Annotated in this window: 19 protein-coding genes; 15 read left to right on the top strand and 4 right to left on the bottom strand. The window is 71.5% G+C overall.

Going from position 1 to position 21,390, the window contains the following annotated elements; genetic code table 11:
- The first annotated feature begins 251 nt into the window (after positions 1-251).
- From A6035_RS00230 to pknB, 7 genes are all read left to right on the top strand, one after another.
- On the top strand, positions 252-1,124 hold the full coding sequence (locus A6035_RS00230; RefSeq protein ID WP_108846130.1) for a DUF3662 and FHA domain-containing protein: 873 nt from the start codon (positions 252-254) through the stop codon (positions 1,122-1,124).
- A gap of 85 nt (positions 1,125-1,209) precedes the next feature.
- Entirely contained in the window at positions 1,210-1,668 is a 459-nt protein-coding gene (locus A6035_RS00225; RefSeq protein ID WP_061916654.1) for an FHA domain-containing protein FhaB/FipA, read from the top strand.
- Positions 1,665-3,194: a PP2C family protein-serine/threonine phosphatase gene (locus tag A6035_RS00220; RefSeq protein ID WP_108846129.1), complete on the top strand. Its 1,530-nt coding sequence runs from the start codon at positions 1,665-1,667 to the stop codon at positions 3,192-3,194. The genes A6035_RS00225 and A6035_RS00220 overlap by 4 nt, the downstream gene beginning before the upstream one ends.
- Positions 3,191-4,660, top strand: coding sequence for an FtsW/RodA/SpoVE family cell cycle protein (locus A6035_RS00215; RefSeq protein WP_412523652.1), 1,470 nt, complete (start codon positions 3,191-3,193; stop codon positions 4,658-4,660). Before A6035_RS00220 ends, A6035_RS00215 begins: the two co-directional genes overlap by 4 nt.
- Before the next feature lie 7 nt (positions 4,661-4,667).
- A complete protein-coding gene (locus A6035_RS00210) occupies positions 4,668-6,140 on the top strand; it encodes a penicillin-binding transpeptidase domain-containing protein (RefSeq protein WP_108846127.1) in 1,473 nt (490 codons plus the stop codon).
- A complete protein-coding gene (locus tag A6035_RS00205) occupies positions 6,137-7,783 on the top strand; it encodes a serine/threonine-protein kinase (RefSeq protein WP_108846126.1) in 1,647 nt (548 codons plus the stop codon). The genes A6035_RS00210 and A6035_RS00205 overlap by 4 nt, the downstream gene beginning before the upstream one ends.
- The gene (gene pknB / locus A6035_RS00200; RefSeq protein ID WP_108846125.1) at positions 7,780-9,831 is read left to right on the top strand and encodes a Stk1 family PASTA domain-containing Ser/Thr kinase; all 2,052 of its coding nucleotides are present in this window, start codon (positions 7,780-7,782) and stop codon (positions 9,829-9,831) included. Before A6035_RS00205 ends, pknB begins: the two co-directional genes overlap by 4 nt.
- Before the next feature lie 62 nt (positions 9,832-9,893).
- Here the strand turns inward: pknB and A6035_RS00195 are convergent, their stop codons facing one another.
- Positions 9,894-10,574 carry an aminodeoxychorismate/anthranilate synthase component II gene (locus A6035_RS00195; RefSeq protein WP_108846124.1) on the bottom strand — a complete coding sequence of 227 codons (681 nt, stop codon included), beginning with the start codon at positions 10,572-10,574 and terminating at the stop codon, positions 9,894-9,896.
- Positions 10,575-10,661: 87 nt separating this feature from the next.
- Here A6035_RS00195 and crgA point away from each other — a divergent pair, with 87 nt between their 5' ends.
- Both crgA and A6035_RS00185 read left to right on the top strand, forming a co-directional pair.
- Positions 10,662-10,928, top strand: a complete 267-nt coding sequence (gene crgA / locus A6035_RS00190) for a cell division protein CrgA (RefSeq protein WP_108846123.1) — start codon at positions 10,662-10,664, stop codon at positions 10,926-10,928.
- 346 nt (positions 10,929-11,274) lie between these two features.
- A complete protein-coding gene (locus tag A6035_RS00185) occupies positions 11,275-11,742 on the top strand; it encodes a PH domain-containing protein (RefSeq protein WP_108848977.1) in 468 nt (155 codons plus the stop codon).
- A 64-nt stretch (positions 11,743-11,806) separates the two neighbouring features.
- On the opposite strand, the gene A6035_RS00180 is transcribed toward A6035_RS00185, so the two are convergent.
- Positions 11,807-12,541, bottom strand: coding sequence for a rhomboid family intramembrane serine protease (locus A6035_RS00180; RefSeq protein ID WP_108846122.1), 735 nt, complete (start codon positions 12,539-12,541; stop codon positions 11,807-11,809).
- A gap of 88 nt (positions 12,542-12,629) precedes the next feature.
- Positions 12,630-13,160, bottom strand: a complete 531-nt coding sequence (locus tag A6035_RS00175; RefSeq protein ID WP_108846121.1) for a peptidylprolyl isomerase — start codon at positions 13,158-13,160, stop codon at positions 12,630-12,632.
- A gap of 71 nt (positions 13,161-13,231) precedes the next feature.
- Here A6035_RS00175 and A6035_RS00170 point away from each other — a divergent pair, with 71 nt between their 5' ends.
- From A6035_RS00170 to A6035_RS00155, 4 genes are all read left to right on the top strand, one after another.
- Entirely contained in the window at positions 13,232-13,981 is a 750-nt protein-coding gene (locus A6035_RS00170) for a hypothetical protein (RefSeq protein WP_167400686.1), read from the top strand.
- Positions 13,978-14,460, top strand: coding sequence for a GNAT family N-acetyltransferase (locus tag A6035_RS00165; RefSeq protein ID WP_108846120.1), 483 nt, complete (start codon positions 13,978-13,980; stop codon positions 14,458-14,460). Before A6035_RS00170 ends, A6035_RS00165 begins: the two co-directional genes overlap by 4 nt.
- 37 nt (positions 14,461-14,497) lie before the next feature.
- Positions 14,498-15,820: a TrpB-like pyridoxal phosphate-dependent enzyme gene (locus tag A6035_RS00160; protein WP_108846119.1), complete on the top strand. Its 1,323-nt coding sequence runs from the start codon at positions 14,498-14,500 to the stop codon at positions 15,818-15,820.
- A 70-nt stretch (positions 15,821-15,890) separates the two neighbouring features.
- The gene (locus A6035_RS00155) at positions 15,891-16,820 is read left to right on the top strand and encodes an SDR family NAD(P)-dependent oxidoreductase (RefSeq protein WP_108846118.1); all 930 of its coding nucleotides are present in this window, start codon (positions 15,891-15,893) and stop codon (positions 16,818-16,820) included.
- A gap of 234 nt (positions 16,821-17,054) precedes the next feature.
- Here the strand turns inward: A6035_RS00155 and A6035_RS00150 are convergent, their stop codons facing one another.
- Positions 17,055-18,926, bottom strand: coding sequence for an ABC transporter ATP-binding protein (locus tag A6035_RS00150; RefSeq protein ID WP_412523624.1), 1,872 nt, complete (start codon positions 18,924-18,926; stop codon positions 17,055-17,057).
- Positions 18,927-19,163: 237 nt separating this feature from the next.
- Here A6035_RS00150 and A6035_RS00145 point away from each other — a divergent pair, with 237 nt between their 5' ends.
- Together A6035_RS00145 and A6035_RS00140 are read left to right on the top strand one after the other, a co-directional pair.
- Complete coding sequence (locus tag A6035_RS00145; RefSeq protein WP_108846117.1) at positions 19,164-20,675, top strand: fatty acid desaturase; 1,512 nt, start codon at positions 19,164-19,166, stop codon at positions 20,673-20,675.
- Positions 20,676-20,743: 68 nt separating this feature from the next.
- Complete coding sequence (locus tag A6035_RS00140) at positions 20,744-21,379, top strand: TetR/AcrR family transcriptional regulator (protein WP_235026679.1); 636 nt, start codon at positions 20,744-20,746, stop codon at positions 21,377-21,379.
- Positions 21,380-21,390 lie beyond the last annotated feature (11 nt).

Below are 21,390 nucleotides of genomic sequence, written 5' to 3'. Positions count from 1 at the left end.
GACGGGCCCCGGACCGCCGCGGGACGGGCCCGGGAGGGCGGGCGCGACGGGCCCGCCCTCCCGCAAGACGAAGCGCGGTGTCGCGTCGGCGGGGACACCGTTGAGACCGGCCCCGGGGCGCGGCCGGGCCGCTTCACGCGTGCTTCCGGTGGCCGTCGCCTCTATGATCGACCGGATGCCGCCGCGGGGCGGCGTGAGCGAACCCGCCCGGGCACCGGGCGGGATCGGACCGGGTGGAGAGGAGAGTGAGCGTGGGAATCGTCGGCAAGTTCGAACGGACCCTCCAGGGCGCCGTGGGCGACGCGTTCGCCCGACTCTTCGGTGGCCGGGTGGTGGCGGCCGAGGTGGAGGCGCAGCTGCGTAAGCAGGCGGAGGCCTCCCTCAAGGTGGTCGACGGCCACCTGCTGGTCTCCAACAGCTACACCATCACTCTCGCGCGCTCCGACTACGCGTCGTTCACCGAGGACGAGGCGCTGGCCGTGAAGACCTTCTCCCGCCACCTGTCGGATCACATCAGCGAGCAGGGCTGGGAGACCTACGGTCCGGTCACCGTGACCTTCGTGGAGCGCGACGACCTCCACACCGGACAGATGCGTATCGACGGGGTCGTGGACCCCGATGCCGTCCCGTTCCACATCTCGGCCGCCGCGCCGGCACCGCGACCGGGTCATCCCGCGCCGTCGTCGCCGTCGCGCCGCGAACCGAGTGCGAGCAAGGAGAACTTCGACATGCAGGCACCCGCCTCCAATTATCCCGTCGCGGCCGAGACCGGCCCCCGCAGCTCCGGCTGGGGCGGTCCGTCCGACGCGCCCACCCAGATCACCCAGGGGCGCTCGTCCCTGGCGGTCACGCTGCACCTCGAGGACGGCTCGGGCCGTACCTTCCGCCTCCAGCGGGGCTCCAACCTGCTCGGACGGGGTCAGGACGCCGCCTTCCGACTGCCCGACACGGGCGTGTCCCGGCAGCACGCGGACATCCACTTCGACGGGCGGGAAGCGGTTCTCACCGACCTGGGCTCGACCAACGGCACCACGGTCAACGGCGGCCCGGTCCAGGACTGGCAGCTGGCCGACGGCGACGTGATCCGGGTCGGACACTCGGAGATCACCGTCCGGTTCGACTAGCCTCGACACGAATGACCCCCGGAACCACCGGGGGCGGTGACACGTTGGTAGAGGTGACCCGACCGGCGAGGGGAGGACGGCACCAGTGCAGGGACTCGTTCTGCAGCTGTCGCGCGGCCTGTTGCTGGTGCTGCTGTGGCTGTTCATCTATCTCACGCTGCGGGCGCTGAAGACCGACGTCTTCGGCAACGTGGGCATGCGCTCCGGCGGCCGCGCCGAGCGCCGCGGCGGCGTGTTCGGTCGCGGCGCCAAGGCCATCCGCCACCTCGTCGTCACGCAGGGCGCGCTGGCCGGCACCCGCATCACGCTGTCGGAGCAACCGGTCCTGCTGGGCCGGGCGGACTCGTGCACGTTGGTGATAGACGACGACTACGCGTCCAACCAGCACGCCCGGCTGTCGCCACACGGCCCCGACTGGTTCCTCGAGGATCTGGGTTCGACCAACGGCACCTATCTGGACAGGACGCGGGTGACGACCCCGGTCAAGGTGGCCGCCGGCACGCCGATCCGGATCGGCAAGACCGTGATCGAGCTGCGCGCGTGACCCCGGCGCTCGTCTACACCGCCCGGTCCCACCTGGGGATGGTGCGGGACAACAACGAGGACTCGGCCTACGCCGGCCCGCGCCTGCTCGCGCTCGCCGACGGGATGGGCGGCCACGCGGCGGGGGAGATCGCCAGCCAGTTCGTCGTGGCCGCGCTGGCCCGGCTCGACGAGGACGAGCCCGGGCAGAACCTCACCGCCGCCCTCACCCGCGCGCTCACCGTCGGCAACGAGGCGATCGCCGCCCACGTGGAGGCGCACCCGGAGACCGAGGGCATGGGCTGCACCGCCACGGCGTTGCTGTTCGACGGCCGCCGCATGGGCCTGATCCACGTGGGTGACTCGCGCGCGTACCTGCTGCGCGACGGCACGCTGAGCCAGATCACCAAGGACGACACGTTCGTGCAGTCCCTCGTCGACCGCGGGGAGCTCTCCGCCGACGAGGCGCACTCCCACCCGCGCCGCTCGCTCATCCTCAAGGCCCTGACCGGCGAGCCGGTGGAGCCGACCGCCGTCATCCGCGAGGCCCGGGTCGGCGACCGCTACCTGCTGTGCTCGGACGGCCTGTCCGACCCGGTGAGCACGGAGACCATCGCCGAGACGCTCGCCACGGGCACGGTCGAGGAGGCGGCGGACCGGCTGGTGCAGCTGGCGTTGCGATCGGGCGGGCCGGACAACATCACCGTCGTGCTGGCGGACGTCCTGGACTCGCCCCGCGACGCGCCCGTGGTGCCCGTGGTGGTGGGCGCCGCGTCCGGCGACGAGCCGGGCCAGATCGACCCGGCCGCCGATCCGTACTCGGACACCGCGGCCGGCAAGGCCGCCGCGTTCTCCCGCGCCCAGGTCGCGTCGCGCGGCGGGGAGGTCGGTGGGTCCGGCGCGGGACGTGGAGCCGACGGGTCGGGCCCCAGGGGCGACGACGACGACGAGGGCGATCCCGCTCCGCCGCGTGGCAGCAGATGGCGTTTCGCGCTGAGCGTCGTCGGGGTCCTCGCGGTGCTGGCCGGGATCGTCGGCGTGTCGGCGCTGCTCGTCCGCAGCAACTACTTCGTCACCGAGGAGGACAACCAGGTCGTGGTGAAGAGGGGCATCTCCGGGGAGGTCTTCGGCATCTCGTTGGCCTCGGTCAGCCAGGTCGCCTGCCTGGCCGCCGACGGTGACCTGACGATGCACTCCCCCGACGCCATCCCCACCGGGTGCGACGTGTTCACGCTGGGAGACCTGCGCGAACCCGCCCGGGAGACCGTCCGCGCCGGGATGCCGTCGGGCAGCCTCTCCGAGGCGACCGCCCAGGTCTCCCGCCTCGCGCAGGACAATCTCCTGCCGGTGTGCGAGCCCACGCCACGTGACCGGGACCGCGACGGGGCCACCTCGTCGTCGCCCTCCTCCCCCACCGACGCGCCCGCGTCGCCCGGGGCGCCCACGGGTGAGCCCGCGCGGTCACCCGAGCGCTCCCCCGTCGAGTCACCCACGTCCCCCACCGCCCCCGCGCCGCTGCCCGGTGAGACCTGTCGGGCGGTGAGCTGACCGTGCCCGCCGCCGCATCGACCTCGCCCGCGTCCGACCCCCGGGGCCAGGCGGTCCCCGACCGTCCCCGCCGGGGCAAGGAACTCGTCCTGCTCATCGCGGCGACTGTGATCGTCGGGTTCGCGCTCCTGCTCGTCCAGCTGGCCCAGGAACAGGAACTGTCGCCGGCGCTGCTGTGGATCACGCTGGCGTTCCTCGGCCTGTCCGGCGGCGCCCACCTGCTCATCCGCTGGCTCGCCCCCTACGCCGACCCCGTGCTGCTGCCGGGCGTCGCGCTGCTCAACGGCCTCGGGCTCGTGCTCATCTACCGGCTCGACCTGGCGTACGCCGCCAACGCGGTGGCCAGCGGCAACGACCCGCCCGGCATGGACGTGGCCCGGCAGTTGCTGTGGACGTTCATCGGGCTCGGCGTCATGGGCGCGGTCCTGTTCCTCCTGCGCGATCACCGGGTCATGGCCCGCTACGGCTACACGCTGGGGTTCGCCGGGCTCGCCCTGCTGGCGATCCCCGCCCTGCTGCCCGCGCGGTTCTCCGAGATCAACGGCGCGAAGAACTGGATCATCCTGCCCGGGTTCACCATCCAGCCGGGCGAGTTCGCCAAGATCCTGCTCATCATCTTCTTCGCCTCGATCCTCGTGGAGAAGCGCGAACTCTTCACCACCGCCGGCAAGCGCGTGCTGGGGATGGACCTGCCGCGCGCCCGCGACCTCGGGCCCATCATCGTGGCGTGGTTCCTGTCCCTCGGCGTGCTGGTGTTCAACACCGACCTGGGCATGGCGCTGCTGATCTTCGTCACCGTGCTGACCATGCTGTACGTCGCCACCGAGCGGGTGAGCTGGCTGCTCATCGGCGTGGTGCTGGTGGCGGTCGGCGGTGTGCTCGCCTACGCGCTGTTCGGGCACGTCCGCGTGCGGTTCCAGATCTGGCAGGACCCGTTCGCGTTCTTCGACACCGGCGGCTACCAGAGCTCGCAGGCCCTGTTCGGGCTGGCCTCCGGCGGGATGGGCGGCACCGGGCTCGGCAACGGCCGGCCCGACCAGGTGCCGTTCGCCAACACCGACTTCATCACCTCCACCATCGGCGAGGAACTGGGCCTCATCGGCCTGGCCGCCGTGCTGATGGTCTACGCGATTCTCGTGCTGCGCGGCATCCGCGTGGGGCTGACCATCCGCGACAGCTTCGGCAAGCTCGTCGCCGTGGGCCTGGCGTTCACCGTGGCCATCCAGATGTTCGTCGTGGTGGGCGGCGTGTCCACGCTCATCCCGCTCACCGGCCTCACCCTGCCGTTCATGGCCTACGGCGGGTCCAGCCTGCTCGCCAACTACGCCCTCCTGGCCATCCTGTTGCGCCTGTCCAACGACGCACGTCGGCCCATGCCCACCCCGCGCCAGGCACCGGCGCTCGCCGAGGCCGCCACGGGCCTGATGCGCACGCCGCGGCTGCTGCCGGGGCGGAGGAACGGGTGAGCGCCGCGTGAACGCCGCCATCCGCAGGGTCGCCGTGGCCGCCATGGTCATGGTGGTGGCCCTCCTCCTCCAGCTCACCTGGGTGCAGGTCTTCCGCGCCGACGAACTGCGCGCCGACCCGCGCAACACCCGCATGCTCCTCGACGAGTACTCCCGCCAGCGCGGACAGATCACCGCCGGCGGGCGCGTGCTGGCCATGTCCCTGCCCTCGGATGGGCGCTTCGAGTTCGAGCGCACCTACCCCACCGACCCCGAGGTGTTCGGCCCCACGGTCGGCTACTACTCGCTGCAGTTCGCCACCGCCGGGATCGAGCAGTCCCAGGACGCCTTCCTCAACGGCTCCGACCCGCGCCTGCTGTCCCAGCGCATCACCGGCCTCATCTCCGGCCGTACCCCCCAGGGCGGTTCCGTCGAGCTGACCCTCGACCCGGTCGGCCAGCGCGTCGCCTACGACGCCCTCCGCCGCGGCGCCGGCCAGGGCCCGTTCGTCGGGTCCGTCGCCGCCGTGCGCCCCTCGACCGGCGAGGTGCTCGCGCTGGCCTCCAGCCCCTCGTTCGACCCGGGCGCCCTGTCCAGCACCGACCCGGACGTGCGCGAGGCGGAGATGGCCCGCATCGAACAGAGCCCCGACCGACCCCTGCTCAACCACGCCACCCAGCAGGCCCTGCCGCCCGGCTCCACGATGAAGGTCATCACCACCGCCGCGGCCCTCGAGCAGGGCATGGGTCCGGACACCCCCGTCTCCGGCGCCGACCGCACCCTCCTGCCCGGCACCGCCACCTACCTGCAGAACTACGCCGGCCAGACCTGCGGCGGCGGCACGGTCACCCTCCGCACGGCGCTCGAACTGTCCTGCAACGTCCCGTTCGTGGAGATGAGCCAGGAGATCGGCCCGGAGGCGTTCACCGAGATGGCCGAGAAGTTCGGCGTCGACGGCACCGCACCAAAGGATTTCGGTGTGCCCGTCGCGCCGTCGGGGCTCGGCCAGATGGAGGACGCCGCCCAGCTCGCCATGAGCGCGATCGGCCAGAGCGACGTCCGCATGACCACCCTGCAGAGCGCCATGGTCGCCGCGACCGTCTCCAACGGCGGCGTCCGCATGGAGCCGCAGTTGATCAAGTCCCTGACGGCGCCCGACCTCTCCGTCGTCGAGGGTTTCACCTCCCGCGACGCGGCCCGCGCCCTCACCGACGACCAGGCCGCCACCCTCACCGACATGATGGTCGGCGCCGAGGCCCACGCCGGCGGCGGCCTGCCCGGGGTGACCATCGCCTCCAAGACCGGCACGGCCGAGCACGGCGTCGACGCCTCCACGTCGATCCCCTACACCTGGTACATCGCCTTCGTCCCCGGCCGTGACGTGGCGGTGGCCGTGGCGATCGAGTCCGGCCCCGGCATCACGCGCGACACCGTCGGCGCCACCTACGCCGCCCCCATCGGGCGCGAGGTCCTGGGCGCCCTCCTCGGGGGCGCACCGTGAGCCTGAACTCCGGGGCTCTGCTGTCCCAGCGCTACCGTCTGCTGCGGCTCATCGCCACGGGCGGGATGGGCCAGGTCTGGGAGGCCGACGACTCCGTCCTCGACCGGCACGTCGCGGTCAAGGTCCTCAAGGCCGAGTACTCGTCCGACCCCGAGTTCGTCGAGCGGTTCCGCTCCGAGGCCAAGGTCACCGCGCGGATCTCCCATCCCGGGATCGCCACCGTCTACGACTACGGCCAGATCACCGACCCCGCCTCGGGCAGCCCGCTGTCCTACCTCGTCATGGAGCTCGTGGTGGGCGAACCGCTGTCGGACGTCCTCGCGCGCGAGGGCACGCTGCCCCTGCGCCACACGCTCGACATGCTCGAGCAGACCGGCCGCGCCCTCAACGCGGCCCACGCGATCGGGCTCGTGCACCGCGACGTCAAGCCGGGCAACATCCTCATCACGCCGACGGGGCAGGTCAAGCTCACCGACTTCGGTATCGCCAAGTCCATGGGCGCGTCCGCCGTCACCCAGACGGGAATGGTCGTGGGCACCGCCCAGTACATCGCGCCCGAGCAGGCGATGGGACACGAGACCTCGCCCGCCGGGGACGTCTACTCCCTCGGCGTGGTGGGCTACGAGTGCCTGTCGGGGCGGCGACCGTTCGTGGCCGACTCGCCCGTCAGCGTCGCGATGATGCACGTGCGCGACACCCCGGCGCCGCTACCCGAGTCGGTGCCCGGCCCGGTCCGGCGCGTCATCGCCGAGGCGATGTCCAAGGACCCCGAGCGGCGCTACCCCGACGGCGAGGCCTTCGCCGAGGCAATCGCCGACATACGGGCCGGCCGCGATCCGCGCCCGCCGAGTGCGTTCCTCGCCGCCGCGGGCGGGGCCGCCGCCGGCGCGGCCGCGGGTGCGGCGGCCGCCACCGCGGCGACCACCGTCCTCCCCGACGACGGCTCAGGCGTGTACCGCGCGTCGCCGGCCGGAGCGGACCCGACGCGCGCCTACACGAGCATGCATCCGGGCACCCAGGGCGCACCGCGCACACAGGGCCAGCCCCGCACGCAGGGACAGCGGGCCGCGCAGGCCCCGGGCCGGCCCCCCCGGTCGCCGGCCACCGGCCGTCAGCCCGCCCCGCCGGTCACCACGCGACCGCCCCGGCGGCGCCGCGGGGGCGGGTGCGCGGGCTGGTTCCTCGTCGTGTTCGTCCTGGTCGCCGCCCTGGCGGTCGCCGCGGCGGTCGCGCTGTCCAACCTCGGCGTCTTCGGCCCCGGCGGGTTGTTCGGCGGCGGCACCACCACTCCGCGGACGCCGTCCACCACGCCCGTCACCACCGTGACCACCCAGGCGCCGGCCCCCGCACCCACGCCGCGGCCGAGCCCGACCCCCTCTCCCACGCCGACACCGGAGCCCTCACCGTCACCGACCGGGGCGCCGGCCACCACCGACCTGCAGGACATGCTCGACTCGATCACCTCCGAGTTCAGCTCGTTCCTGCCACAGCAGGGCGAGGGCCAGCAGGGCGCACAGGGTCAGGGCCGGCGCCAGGGTGGCGAAGGCGGCGGCGAGGGTCGCGGCGAGGGCCCCCAGGCCAGCGGGCGGACCGACGGTGACGTCGTGCCCGTGCCGGCGCGCGGCGGAGGTGAGGGCGCATGACCACACCGTCCGTCCTCGCGGGCCGGTACGAGATCGGCGAGACCCTGGGCTTCGGCGGCATGTCGGAGGTCCACCGCGGCCGGGACACGGTTCTGGGCCGCGACGTCGCCGTCAAGATCATGCGGCCCGAGCTGGCCCGCGACGAGACCTTCTACCAGCGCTTCCGTCGGGAGGCCCAGAACTCGGCGTCGCTCAACCACCCGTCGATCGTCGCCATCTACGACCAGGGCGAGGAGCACACCGACGACGGCTCCCTGCCGTACATCGTCATGGAGCTCGTCGAGGGCGACACCCTGCGCGACCTCATCCGGATGGACGGCCCGATGTCGCTCGAGCGGGCGCTCGGCGTGATGGCCGACGTGTGCGGGGCGCTCGACTTCTCGCACAAGAAGGGCATCATCCACCGCGACGTCAAGCCGGCCAACGTCATGATCTCCCGCGACGGCGCGGTCAAGGTCATGGACTTCGGCATCGCGCGCGCGGTCAGCGACTCCTCGTCCACGCTCACCACCACCTCGTCGGTCCTCGGCACCGCGCAGTACCTGAGCCCGGAGCAGGCGCGCGGCGAGAAGGTCGACGCCCGGTCGGACCTGTACTCCGCCGGCTGCGTGCTCTACGAGATGGTCGCCGGGGTGCCGCCGTTCACGGGCGAGTCGCCGGTGGCGGTGGCGTACCAGCACGTCCGTGAGTCCCCGCGACCGCCGTCGGCGGTCAACCCGGAGGTGACGCGGTACGTCGACGCGGTGGTCATGCAGGCCATGGCCAAGAACCCGGAGAACCGCTACACGTCGGCCGGGGAGATGCGCACCGACCTCATCACGGTGCTCACCGGGGGCCGCCCGGCGGCGCCATTGGTGTTGTCCGACGACGACCTCGACGACGACGAGCGGCCCGACGCGCCACACGGGTTCACCGGCGCGGGGTACGGGACCGGCCGACCCCAGCAGTCCCCGTCGGACGCGCTCACCGAAGCCCACGATCTGGCGGGCGTGTCCGGTGGCGCGGCCGGCGGAGCCGCGGGTGCCGCGGCGGGGTCCCGTCCCGCGTCCCACTCGGCGGGCGGTCGCCGACCGGGCGCCCGGGACGGCGAGCGCCGCAGGCCGCGAGGGGTGGCGATCGCGTTGGCGGTGCTGCTCGTCCTGGGTGGCGTCACCGCCGTGTCCCTGTGGGCGACCTCGAACGGCGGTAACGGCGGAATCTCGCGGACGCAGGAGGTGACGATCCCGGAGGTGGCGCAGCGGCCGGTGGCCGAGGTGGTCGAGGAGCTCGCCGCGCTCGGCCTGGAGCCGGTGCAGGCGCCGGCGCCGCACCCGGAGATCCCCGAGGGTCACGTGATCTCGTCGGACCCGATCGCCGGCAAGCGCCTGGCGGTGGGCTCGGAGATCAACCTCGTCGTGTCCACGGGCAAGCCGATCCTGTCGGTGCCCAACGTCATGGGGATGTCGCCCGCCGACGCCCGGTTGGCGCTGGAGGAGGCCGGGTTCCAGGTCGTGCCGGAGAACGAGGCCCGGCCGTCGACACCGGAGGACCAGGACAAGGTCGTCGACACCGAACCCGCGCCGGGAGCGCAGGTTCCCTCCGACCGGCCGGTCCGCCTGACGGTGGGGTCCGGGCCCGAGCAGGTCGCGATGCCCGGGGTGGTGGGACAGGGCGCCGAGTCCGCGCGCGCGACGCTCGAGGCCGCGGGCTTCCGGGTCGACACCCTCCGCGTCGACGGCACCGCGCCGGAGGGCCAGGTGGTCGGCCAGTCGACGCCCGCCGGTCAATCCCAGCTCAAGGGCGCGACGATCACGTTGCAGGTCTCGGCCGGGAACCGCTTCGAGATGCCCAACATCGTCGGCGACACCGTCGAGGAGGCGCTGGGCAAGCTCAAGCAGGCGGGCTGGCGTGGCGGCCGCGGCCAACTCGTCGAGCTCCCGCAGAACGACCCGGACCTGTCGCGGGTGGGCCAGATCTACTCCCAGCAGCCGCCGGTGGGAGAGGCGGGCGTCAACGACCAGGTCGTGGTCCGGGTGATCCGCTTCGGCCTGGTGCCCGGGCCCGGCTGACCGCCCGGGGCGTGCCGGCCCCCGCAGCCCCGCCCGGGGCGCGCCGGGCCCCCGCGGCGCGGTCAGGCGAGGGCCGCGCCGCGGGTCCGGTCGAGCTCCGACTCCAGCCGCGTCACCAGCGTCTCGGACGGCCGCTCCCCGCACATCCCCAGCCAGTTGGCGAGCATGCGGTGCCCGCCGTCGCTCATCACCGACTCGGGGTGGAACTGCACGCCGTGGACGGGCATGTCGCGGTGCCGCATCGCCATGACCAGCCCCGACTCCGTCCACGCCGTCGGCACGAGCGCGTCCGGGATCGTCTCGGGCAGCACGGTCAGCGAGTGGTAGCGCGTGGCCGTGAACGGGCTGGGGATGCCGGCGAGGACGCCGGAGTCGTCGTGCGTGACCCGGCTCGTCTTGCCGTGCATGAGCTCGGCGGCGCGGTCTACGGTCGCGCCGAACGCCTCACCGATCGCCTGATGCCCCAGGCACACGCCCAGCACGGGCACGCCCGCGCGTCCACAGACCCCGATCAGCGGGACCGTGGCACCCGCCCGGTCAGGCGTTCCGGGCCCCGGGCTGAGCAGGACGCCGTCGTACTCGCCGATGACGCGTTCCAGACCGGCCGGGTCATAGCGGCCGTCCGGGCCGGCGAGCCGGGAGTCGTCGTTCCTCCACACGTCGCACGTCGCGCCCAACTGGCCCAGGTACTGGACCAGGTTGTAGACGAAGCTGTCGTAGTTGTCGACGACGAGAATGCGCATAGACGCAGCGTACTGCGCTCGGGCCGGGGAGCGTCTCCGGTGGGCTTGGTAGACTCGCCCCCGACATCCCCCACCACGAGGACTGAAATGCCCAAGTCAAAGGTCCGGTCCAAGACCGAGTACACCGAGGCGGCCGTCAGCCGCACCCCCGTCAAGGTCAAGGGGACCCCGACGGCGCGCTGGTACATGGTGCTCATGCTGGGTCTGATGATCGTCGGCCTGCTGTGGCTGGTCACGTACTACATCGCCGGCGAGCAGATCCCGTTCATGCGCGATCTGGAGACGTGGCAGAACTTCGCGATCGGCTTCGGTGTGGCCGTCGTCGGTCTGCTCATGACGATGAACTGGCGCTGACGGCTCTCCACAGACTCCCGCCGCGAGGCGCGCTCGCGCTTTCCACAGGCTTTTCCACAGGTCACCCCCCGCACGACGCGGGGGGTGACCTGCATTTTCTCCAGAATCTGTTCGTTTGTGCAGGTCAACAGCCTGATCGCAAGGCCGCCACCGACAGTGACCCCGCTCTTCCACACCCCTCACACACTGTGGACAACTCCCTCCACACTGGGGATAAAGCCTGTGGGACGACGACCAGGTCGACGCCGCAGGTCGGGCCCGCTCCGACTCGAACGACTTTCGAACTCCACGCGTGTTATTCCTCCACAGTGTGGATAACGCCTGTGGATAAGGGAGGATGGGCGGTGTGAGTGGTGAGGCGGTCTCCGGATCGGAGCCCAGGGCTGTGTCGTGGTCGCCGGGCGCCGTGTGGCCGGGCCTGCAGATGGCCGCGGGCCTCGTGCTGGTGGTGCTCGGGCTACAACGTCAGGAGCCGCTCGCGCTGCTGCTCACGGGCCTGGCGGCGCTGTTTCTCATCCCGTCCGGGGTCTCACAGCTGCTGCGGCGGCCTCGAATCGAGGTCGTCGACGGACAGCTGGCGATCAAAAAGCTCGGCCGGGTGTTGTTCGTGCCCCGGTCCGAGGTGGTGGAGGTGCGCGCCCTCGGGTCGGCCCGGTGGGGCGTGCGGCAGCACATGATGCGGCTGGAGTACACCGACGAGCGCGGCCGCGAGCAGCTCGACGTGTTCACCCGGCTCGATCTGGGCACCGATCCCCGCGACGTGGTGGAGACGCTGACGCGGCTGGGGTTCGGCGACCGGCGCGGCGACACGTAGGTCGGCGGGTAGGCGCCGCCGGGAGGCGCGGGGACTCGGGGCGCGCGTGGCGCGGCCGGCGGGGTCAGCGGAGGAAGACGAGGCCCGCGGTCATGGACTCCGCCGCGTACCACGCGGCGAGTCCGACGAGGACGACGACGACGAGGTACGCGGTCCACGACACGACCTCCCGCCCCCCGCGACCCACCCGGGCGGGCAGCCGCCGCGGCAGCACCACCAGCGCGACGGCGGCGACCGCCCCCACCGCGAGCCCGCCGAGATGCGCGCCCAGCGACACCCCGGGGACGAGGAAGCTGACGCCGATGTTGAGCACGAGCAGCAGCCCGATGCCCTTGACATCCAGGCGCAGGGACATCGCGACGATGGCGTACGCCCCCATCAGCCCGAAGATGGCCCCGGATGCTCCGGCGGTGAGGGCGTTCTGGCTGGTGAACATCACCGCCAAGGACCCGCCGAGAGCGGAGACCAGGTAGAGACCCAGGAACCGGGCGTGCCCGATGCTGCGCTCGATCCCCAGGCCGAGGATCCACAGCATGTACATGTTGAGCAGCAGGTGCATCGGACCGAAGTGCTGGAACGCCGAGGTGAACAACCGCCACCACTCGTCGCGGGCCGCCACCATCGGCGGGAACAGGGCCGTGGTCTCGAACAGGGCCGACGCGCTGTTCGCCATGAGGCTGCGCGCCTGCGCCGCGGTGGCGACGTAGACGGCGAGGTTGGCGGTGATGAGCCACGCCGTGACCGGCTGGAGGCGGAAGAAGCGCGAGACCGCGCCACCACGGTGGGTCTGGATGCTCATGGCTCCCGGTTCGTCGTGCTGCGGATAGACGTGCGGCGCGGGTCCGGGTGTCCCGGGACCCGCGCCGCCGACCGGCCGGGGAGGTCGGTCAGGAGATCTCGATCGACTCGATCACGATGTCCTCGGTCGGACGGTCCATCGCACCGGTACGGGTGGTGGCGATGGCGTCGACGACCTTGCGGGAGTCCTCGTCGGCGACCTTGCCGAAGATGGTGTGGCGGTTGTTCAGGTGCGGCGTCTGGCCGACCGTGATGAAGAACTGCGAACCGTTGGTGCCCGGGCCGGCGTTCGCCATGGCCAGCAGGTAGGGCTCGGAGAACTGCAGCTCCGGGTGGAACTCGTCCTTGAACTGGTAACCCGGGCCGCCGCGGCCGGTGCCCGTGGGGTCGCCGCCCTGGATCATGAAGCCGGAGATGACGCGGTGGAAGATGGAGCCGTCGTAGAACGGGCCGGAGGTCTCACCCTTGGCGTTGGCCTGGGAGTACTCCTTGGAGCCGTCGGCCAGCCCGACGAAGTTCTGCACGGTCTCCGGGGCGTGGTTGCCGTACAGCTCGACGACGATGTCGCCCCGGTTGGTGTGGATGGTTGCCTTCTGCGTTGCGATGCTCACGCGTCCCATCCTGCCACGATGGTGGAACCGATGTCGGCGAGGTGGTGGTCGGTGTCCGAGCGCTGTGCCACCATCGTCTCATGAGCACACGAAGCGATCGCGCCGCCCAACGTAAGGCCGTCAAGCAGGCGGACAAGGACCTGAGCAAGGCCGGGACCGCCGCGCGCAAGGCGTTCGACCTCAAGGACCCGCGGTTCCTCGGCGAGGCCGCCGTCGCCGCCACCCGGGGCCCGGTCGGTCTCGCCCTCTTCGGAGCCAGCCGTGGCATCCAGGTGCTCCGGGAGCGCCGCGCGGAGCAGGCGGAGGTCCTCGGTGACCTCGCCGCCGACGCCCGCCAGCACGCCGACTCCGTGCGCGAGAAGACCTCCGCCCTCGCCACGCCGGAGAAGAAGCGCAGCCCGCTGCGTCGCTTCGCGCCGCTGTGGATCGTGGGGCTCGTCGGCGGGGCCGCCGTCGTGGGTGCCACCGCCTACTTCCTGCGTGACCCGGGTTCGCCCGCCCCCTCCTCCCCGCCGGCGCCCAAGCCCACCCCGGCGCCGCCGCGGACGCCGACCCCGGCCGAGGCGGCCGCCGACTCTCCGGGTGCCGCGACCGGATCCGCGAGCCCGGACGCCGGTGCGTCCGAGGCCTCGGAGACGGGCGAGGACCTGACCATCGAGTCCCCGGATCCCGAGGGCCCCGCCGACCAGGGCGCCGAGTCCTCCCCGGCCGCGGGCAGCGCCGTGCCCGGCCCGGCGGCCGGTTCCGCGCCGCAGCCCTCCGATGACGCCGCTGCGGACGACGCCGCGACCGGTGGCCAGACCACGGACGGGAACATCACGGACAGATGAGCCGTTCCGACGCGCCGGCCCACGACCCGGCGCTCGAGATATCCGCGTCGGCCCTCGAGGAACTCGCTCCACTGGACATCCACGCGCTGTACCGACTGCGCGTGGACGTCTTCGTGGTCGAGCAGGACTGCCCGTACGCCGAGATCGACGACGTCGACGCCGACCCGGGCACCACACATCTCCTCGCGCGGGCGCCGGGCGGCGAACTGGTGGCGACACTGCGCGTCTTCGCGGACGACTCCGCCGACGGCCTCATGCACATCGGGCGCGTGTGTACGGCGCCGTCGTGGCGGGGGCGTGGTATCGCGGCCGGGCTGATCCGCCGGGCACTGGAACTGTGCGGTGACCGGCCGGTCGAGATCGGGGCCCAGGCCCACCTGGAGCAGTGGTACGAGCAGTTCGGTTTCGCCCGGTGCGGGCCGGACTACCTCGACGGTCGGATCCCCCATCTGCCCATGCGACGCGACCTCCTAGGATGAGACCAGGCTCACCCTTCGATCCCTTCCGAGGACACACATGACGTCTGACGCCCCCGCCGTCCCGCTGGTCAAGGCTCTCCTGCCCGAGAGCGAGATGCCGACGCACTGGTACAACATCCAGGCCGACCTGCCCGAGGCGATGGCGCCCCACCTGCATCCCGGAACCAAGGAGCCGCTCGGCCCCGAGGACCTGGCGCCCCTGTTCCCGATGGCGCTCATCGAGCAGGAGGTCACCCCGGAGCGGTACGTCGAGATCCCGGAGGCGGTCCGGGAGATCTACCGGCTGTGGCGGCCGTCGCCGCTCATCCGTGCACGGCGTCTCGAGAAGGCGCTCGGCACCTCGGCCCGCATCTACTACAAGTACGAGGGCACCAGCCCCGTCGGTTCACACAAGCCGAACACCGCGGTCGCGCAGGCGTACTACAACGCCGCCGAGGGCATCACCAAGCTGACCACCGAGACCGGCGCCGGCCAATGGGGTGCGTCGCTGGCGTTCGCCGGGCAGGCCTTCGGCATCGATGTCGAGGTGTGGCAGGTCAAGGCCTCCTTCCACTCCAAGCCGTACCGCCGCATGCTCATGGAGACCTTCGGGGCATCCGTGCACCCGAGCCCGTCCGACCTCACCGAGGCCGGTCGCGCGTTCCTCGCCAAGGACCCCGACACCCCCGGCTCTCTCGGTATGGCCGTCTCCGAGGCCGTCGAGGTGGCCGCCGCGGATCCCGAGGCCCGGTACTCCCTGGGCTCGGTGCTCAACCACGTGTGCCTGCACCAGACCGTGATCGGCGAGGAAGCCATCAAGCAGCTGGCGATGTTCGGCGAGGGCGCTCCGGACTACGTCTACGGGTGCGCCGGCGGCGGCTCCAACCTCGCCGGACTGGCGTTCCCGTTCGTCCGGGAGAACCTCGCCGGCGCCGGAACCCGGATCGTCGCGGTCGAGCCCACGGCCTGTCCGTCACTGACGGAGGGCGAGTTCCGCTACGACCACGGTGACGTCGCCGGCCTGACCCCGCTGATGAAGATGTACACCCTCGGCCAGGACTTCGTCCCGGATCCCATCCACTCCGGCGGCCTGCGCTACCACGGCATGGCGCCGCTGGTCAGCCACGTCAAGCACCTCGGCCTGCTCGACTCGATGGCGGTGGAGCAGAACGTCGCGTTCGCGGCCGGCGTCGAGTTCGCCAAGGCGGAGGGCATCGTGCCCGCGCCCGAGTCGACCCACGCGCTGGCCGGCGCCACGGCGAAGGCCCGCGAGCACACCGGCGAGGCCGGCACCGGGCCGTCGATCGTGATCGGCCTGTCCGGTCACGGCTTCCTCGACCTGCCCGCGTACGAGTCGTTCGTGCGCGGCGAGCTGGGCTGACGCTCGGCACGGGAGCTGTGCCCCACGAGACCACCAGACACGTTCCCCACCCTCGATAAAGGAGCCCCTAATGACCAAGACCATCGAGTTCACCGACCGCGTCGCGATCGTCACCGGTGCGGCCGGCGGCCTGGGCCGCGCGTACGCCCTGGCGCTGGCCGAGCGTGGCGCCAAGGTCGTCGTCAACGATCTCGGCGGCGACGTCCACGGTGAGGGAGGGACCCCCTCGCTGGCCCAGCAGGTCGTCGAGGAGATCACCGCGGCCGGCGGCGAGGCGATCGTGGACGGCAGCGACATCACCGACGAGGCGGCGGTCGAGGCCATGGTGTCCACGGTCATGGACAAGTGGGGCCGCATCGACATCCTCATCAACAACGCCGGCATCCTGCGCGACAAGTCCTTCGCCAAGATGGACATCGCCGACTTCCGCAAGGTGCTCGAGGTCCACCTCATGGGCTCGGTGAACTGCACCAAGGCGGTCTGGCCGCACATGGCCGAGGCCGGCTACGGCCGCATCCTCATGACCACGTCCTCCTCGGGCATCTACGGCAACTTCGGCCAGGCCAACTACGCCGCGGCCAAGTCGGGGCTGGTCGGTCTGATGAACGTCCTGGCCATCGAGGGCGAGAAGAAGAACATCAAGGTCAACTCCATCGCTCCCACGGCCGCGACCCGGATGACCGAGAACCTGCTGCCGCAGCGGGTGCTGGACATCATGGGCCCGGAGACCATCGCCCCCGGCGCGCTGTTCATGGTCAGCGAGGACGCGCCCACCAAGACGATCCTCGGCGCCGGCGCCGGCGTGTTCGCGGTGTCGCAGATGGTCGAGAGCCGCGGCGTCTACCTGCCGGACGGTGCGCGCACCCCCGAGGTCGTCGCCGAGCGCTGGAACGAGATCGCCGACGTCACCGACGCCAACCCGCTGGAGTCGGCGTTCGAGCAGACGTCGAAGTACGCCGCGTTGGCCGCTCGCGAGCTCGGCCTGCACCTGGAGAGCTGACCGCCCGGGGCCTCGCCCCGCGAGCGTCGACCCGCGCCCCCGGCCCGCGCACATCCGGCGCCCGGCCCGCGCCCGGCCCCGCGCGCACCCGGCGCCCGGCCCCGCGAATCGAGAAGAGCGTTCCGCACACGTTTCCCGAGTAAGGGTGTGCGGAACGCTCTTGTCGATGGTCCAGAGGGCGGCAAGGCCGGCGCGGGCGGGCGGCGCGGGCGGCGCGGGCGGCCAGCGCGCGGGTTACTCCTGATCGGCGAACTGCGTCTCGTACAGCTCCGCGTACCGCCCGCCGCCCGCGAGCAGCTCGGCGTGGGTGCCCGACTCCACCACGCGCCCCGACTCGAGGACGAGGATGCGGTCCGCGGCCCGAACGGTGGACAGGCGGTGCGCGATCACCAGCGACGTCCGGTCGGACATCGCCTCCGTCAGCGCCTCCTGGACCGCGGACTCGTTGGTCGAGTCCAGCGCACTCGTCGCCTCGTCCAACACCACCACCGACGGCTCCGCGATGAGCAGGCGCGCAATGGTGAGGCGCTGACGCTCTCCACCGGAAAGCCGGTACCCGCGGTCACCGATGACCGTGTCGAGCCCGTCGGGCAGCGATGCGACCAGGCCCTCGAGCCGGGACCGGCGCAGCGCGTCCCACACGAGATCGTCGGTGACCTCCGGGCGCGCGAAGGTGAGATTCGCGCGGATGGTGTCGTGGAAGAGGTGGCCGTCCTGGGTGACCATGCCGACCGTACGACGCAGCGACGACGACGTGACCTCACGCACGTCCAGTCCCGCGACCCGCACCGCGCCCGAGTCGACGTCGTAGAGGCGGGGCAGGAGCGAGGCGATGGTCGACTTGCCGGCGCCCGACGACCCGACGAGCGCGACCATCTCGCCCGGCGCGGCGCGGAACGAGATCCCGTGCAGTACCTCCTGCCCGCCGCGGGTGTCGAGGACCGCGACCTCCTCCAGGGAGGCCAGCGAGATCTTGTCCGCCGAGGGGTAGGAGAAGTGGACGTCGTCGAACTCGATGGTCGCGGGGCCCTCGGGGATGTCGACGGCGTCGGGGGCGTCGGAGATCAGGGGCTCCAGGTCGAGGACCTCGAAGACTCGCTCGAAGCTGACGATGGCCGTGACGATGTCCATCGGGGCGTTGGCCAGCGCCGTCAGCGGGCCGTAGAGGCGGGTGAGCAGCAGCGCCAGCGCGACGACCGACCCGGCGTCCAGCCCACCGTTGAGGGCGAACCAGCCGCCCAGTCCGTAGACCAGTGCCAGCGCCAGGGTGGACACGAGCGTGAGCGAGTTCATGAACACGCTCATCAGCAGCGCGGTGCGCACCCCGATGCCGCGGACCCGCCCGGCGCGAGCCGCGAACTCCGCCGACTCCGCGGTGGGCCGGCCGAACAGCTTGACCAGGGTCGCGCCACCGGCGTTGAAGCGCTCGGTCATCTGGTCGTTCATCGACGCGTTGAGGTCCGAGGCCTCGCGACGGAGCCGGGCCAGACGCTTGCCGACGTACCGGGCGGGGAACAGGAAGATCGGCAGCAGGAGGACCGACAGCACGGTGAGCTGCCAGTTGATGCCGGCCATCACCGCCAGGGTGAGGACCAACTGCACCAGGTTGGACACGACCCCGGAGAGGGTGTCGGAGAAGGCCCGCTGGGCACCCATGACGTCGTTGTTGAGGCGACTGACCAGGGCGCCGGTGCGGGTCCGCATGAAGAACGCGACCGGCATCGTCTGCACGTGGTCGAACACGGCGCGACGCAGGTCGAGGATCAGGCCCTCGCCGATACGCGCCGACCACAGCCGGGTGAACACGGCCGCCACCGCCTCGACGACACCGATCGCGGCGATCAGGACCGCGAGCCCGATGACCACCTGAACCGGCGAGGACTCGACGATCGCGGTCACGACCCGGCCCGCGAGCACGGGGGTCAGGACCGCCAACGACGCCCCGAAGACGGAGAGGATCAGGAAGACGACGATCCGCCGGGTGTGTGGGCGCGCGAACTGCCCGATCCGGCGGAAGTTCTCGCGGGTGAAAACACTCCGGTCGAGCGAGATGCCGTTGTTCTCGGCCCGGTACAGCGTCCGCATGGCGGCCATGTGCATGGACAAGCCGGGCCACTCCTCTCACGCCGGTCGAGGGGTGTACCGACGACACCTCCGTACAACCCGGCCGGTGCCCGGCCTATTCCGGACCGGGTCGGCGATCGCGGGTCCTCGTCGTCGTCATCCTTCGGGCCTTCTGGACAAAGACCGACGGTATGTCTAGACACGGCGCGGGTTTTTGTCTAATCTCGGGTGCAACGCAGTGGCGTATGCCACACACAGTTGATTCGGAGGTCGTCAGCGATGTCCAGCACCGAGTACATCCGTCCCGCCGAAGGGACCGACGAGCACGAGGCGCCTCAGGCGCATCATGACCATCACGGGCACGACCACGCGGACGTCGAGCCGTACGCGTGGACCGACGCCAAGCGCTACCTGTGGCTGCTCGGAGTGATCCCGGCGATGGGCCTGTTCCTGTCCATGCCGTTCGTCGCCGGCTTCAACGCCCTCGGCTGGGAGATCCCCGCGACCATCGCGTGGTTCCTGCTGCCGTTCCTCGTCTACGTCGCCATCCCGCTCGGCGACCTAGTGATCGGCGCCGACGGGGAGAACCCGCCGGACGAGGTCATGGACAAGCTCGAGGCCGACCCGTTCTACCGCTGGTGTACCTACCTGTACATCCCGCTGCAGTACGCCTCGCTCATCGCCGCCTGCTACCTCTGGACCGCCGACGACCTGTCGTGGCTCGGTTACGACGGCGGCCTGGGCATCGCCGCCTCCATCGGCGTCGCCTGGACCGTGGCCATCACCGGCGGAATCGGCATCAACACCGCCCACGAGCTCGGCCACAAGATCGCCGGCAGCGAGAAGTGGCTGTCCAAGGTCGCGCTCGCCACCACCGGTTACGGCCACTTCTTCATCGAGCACAACCGCGGCCACCACGCGCGCGTCGCCACCCCGGAGGACCCCGCCAGCTCCCGCTTCGGCGAGTCCTTCTGGGCGTTCCTGCCGCGCAGTGTCGTGGGCTCGCTCCGCTCGGCGTGGTCGCTCGAAAAGGAGCGTCTCGGTCGCCTGGGCAAGAGCCCGTGGACCCTCCGCAACGACAACCTCAACGCCTGGCTCATGACCGTCGTGCTGTTCGGCTCGCTCATCGCGATCTTCGGCTGGGAGGTCGCCCCCTGGCTGATCGTGCAGGCGATCTTCGGGTTCTCCCTCCTCGAGGTCGTCAACTACCTCGAGCACTACGGCCTGCTCCGTCAGAAGACCTCAGCCGGCCGGTACCAGCGCTGCCGCCCCGAGCACTCCTGGAACTCCGACCACCTGGTGACCAACATCTTCCTGTACCACCTGCAGCGTCACTCGGACCACCACGCCAACCCGATGCGCCGCTACCAGATGCTCCGCAGCTTCGCCCAGGCCCCGCAGCTGCCGTCCGGGTACGCGACCATGATGGTCATCGCCTATGTCCCGCCGCTGTGGCGCAAGGTCATGGACAAGCGCGTCCTCGACCACTACGACGGCGACATCACCCGCGCGAACATCCAGCCGTCCAAGCGGGAGAAGATCCTCGCCCGCTACGCTGCCGGCTCGACCGCGGTGGCGGAGAAGGTCATCGCCGATTCCGACATCGCGACCGACCAGACCTCGCCCACCGGTGAGTACGTGTGCCCCAACTGCGGGAACCACTACTCCGAGGCCGCCGGCCTCCCGCGCGAGGGCTTCCCGCCCGGCACCCCGTGGTCGGCCATCCCCGACTCCTGGCAGTGCTCGGACTGCGGCGTGCGCGACAAGGTCGACTTCCTGCCGGTGAAGTGACCCCCGCGTATGGGGTGGGGACCCGACCCTCCCCCGCCCGGAACCGGGTTTCCGCAACAATGGACACCATGCCCCGTCACCGCCAGACCAGTGACCGACTCTCCCCCGGGGACGCCCGCGGGGAGCGTCGGCCGCTCCGCAGCACCGTGTTCGAGGCCATGCACGAGCTCCTCGGCTCGCGCGACTGGTCCGCGGTCACCATGTCCGACGTCGCCAAAGCCGCCGGACTGAGTCGACAGACCCTCTACAGCACGTTCGGCAACCGGCAGGGTCTGGCGCAGGCGTACGCGCTGCAACTGTCCGAGACGTTCGCCGGTGAGATCCGCGACTCCATCATCCGGTACCCCGGGCAGATCGAGACCGCGCTGCGCGAGGGCATCAACGGCTTCCTGCTCTCCAGCCAGCGCGACCCGCTCATCCGGGCCCTGCTCACCGGGGACATCAAGCCCGAGCTGCTGCGGCTCATCACCACCGAGGCCGGCCCGCTCATCGAGCGGGCCACCGAGGTGCTCACCCCCGCGCTCGCCGAGAGCTGGATGCGGATCGAGGAGTCGCAGGCCCGGTTGGCGGCCTCCATCATCGCCCGCATCGGCATCAGCTTCATCTCGCTGCCGCCCGAGGATCCCGACCAGTTGGCCTCCGGTCTGACCGAGGTCATCGCGCCCTACCTGCAGAAGGTCGTCCAGGTGGACCTACCGAGCTGAGCCGGCGCGGA

Source organism: Dietzia lutea (assembly GCF_003096075.1).
In the GTDB taxonomy this organism is placed as follows: domain Bacteria; phylum Actinomycetota; class Actinomycetes; order Mycobacteriales; family Mycobacteriaceae; genus Dietzia; species Dietzia lutea.
Note: the sequence above shows the minus strand (reverse complement) of the source record. Positions and strands in the feature narration are given on the sequence as shown.

Bases quoted from the DNA above. Each gene is read 5' to 3' on its own strand.
- A6035_RS00160 (WP_108846119.1), top strand. From the start codon at position 14,498: ATGACGTCTGACGCCCCCGCCGTCCCGCTGGTCAAGGCTCTCCTGCCC.
- A6035_RS00140 (WP_235026679.1), top strand. From the start codon at position 20,744: ATGCCCCGTCACCGCCAGACCAGTGACCGACTCTCCCCCGGGGACGCC.
- A6035_RS00155 (WP_108846118.1), top strand. From the start codon at position 15,891: ATGACCAAGACCATCGAGTTCACCGACCGCGTCGCGATCGTCACCGGT.
- pknB (WP_108846125.1), top strand. From the start codon at position 7,780: ATGACCACACCGTCCGTCCTCGCGGGCCGGTACGAGATCGGCGAGACC.
- A6035_RS00165 (WP_108846120.1), top strand. From the start codon at position 13,978: ATGAGCCGTTCCGACGCGCCGGCCCACGACCCGGCGCTCGAGATATCC.
- A6035_RS00195 (WP_108846124.1), bottom strand. From the start codon at position 10,574: ATGCGCATTCTCGTCGTCGACAACTACGACAGCTTCGTCTACAACCTG.
- crgA (WP_108846123.1), top strand. From the start codon at position 10,662: ATGCCCAAGTCAAAGGTCCGGTCCAAGACCGAGTACACCGAGGCGGCC.
- A6035_RS00175 (WP_108846121.1), bottom strand. From the start codon at position 13,160: ATGGGACGCGTGAGCATCGCAACGCAGAAGGCAACCATCCACACCAAC.
- A6035_RS00180 (WP_108846122.1), bottom strand. From the start codon at position 12,541: ATGAGCATCCAGACCCACCGTGGTGGCGCGGTCTCGCGCTTCTTCCGC.
- A6035_RS00145 (WP_108846117.1), top strand. From the start codon at position 19,164: ATGTCCAGCACCGAGTACATCCGTCCCGCCGAAGGGACCGACGAGCAC.
- A6035_RS00170 (WP_167400686.1), top strand. From the start codon at position 13,232: ATGAGCACACGAAGCGATCGCGCCGCCCAACGTAAGGCCGTCAAGCAG.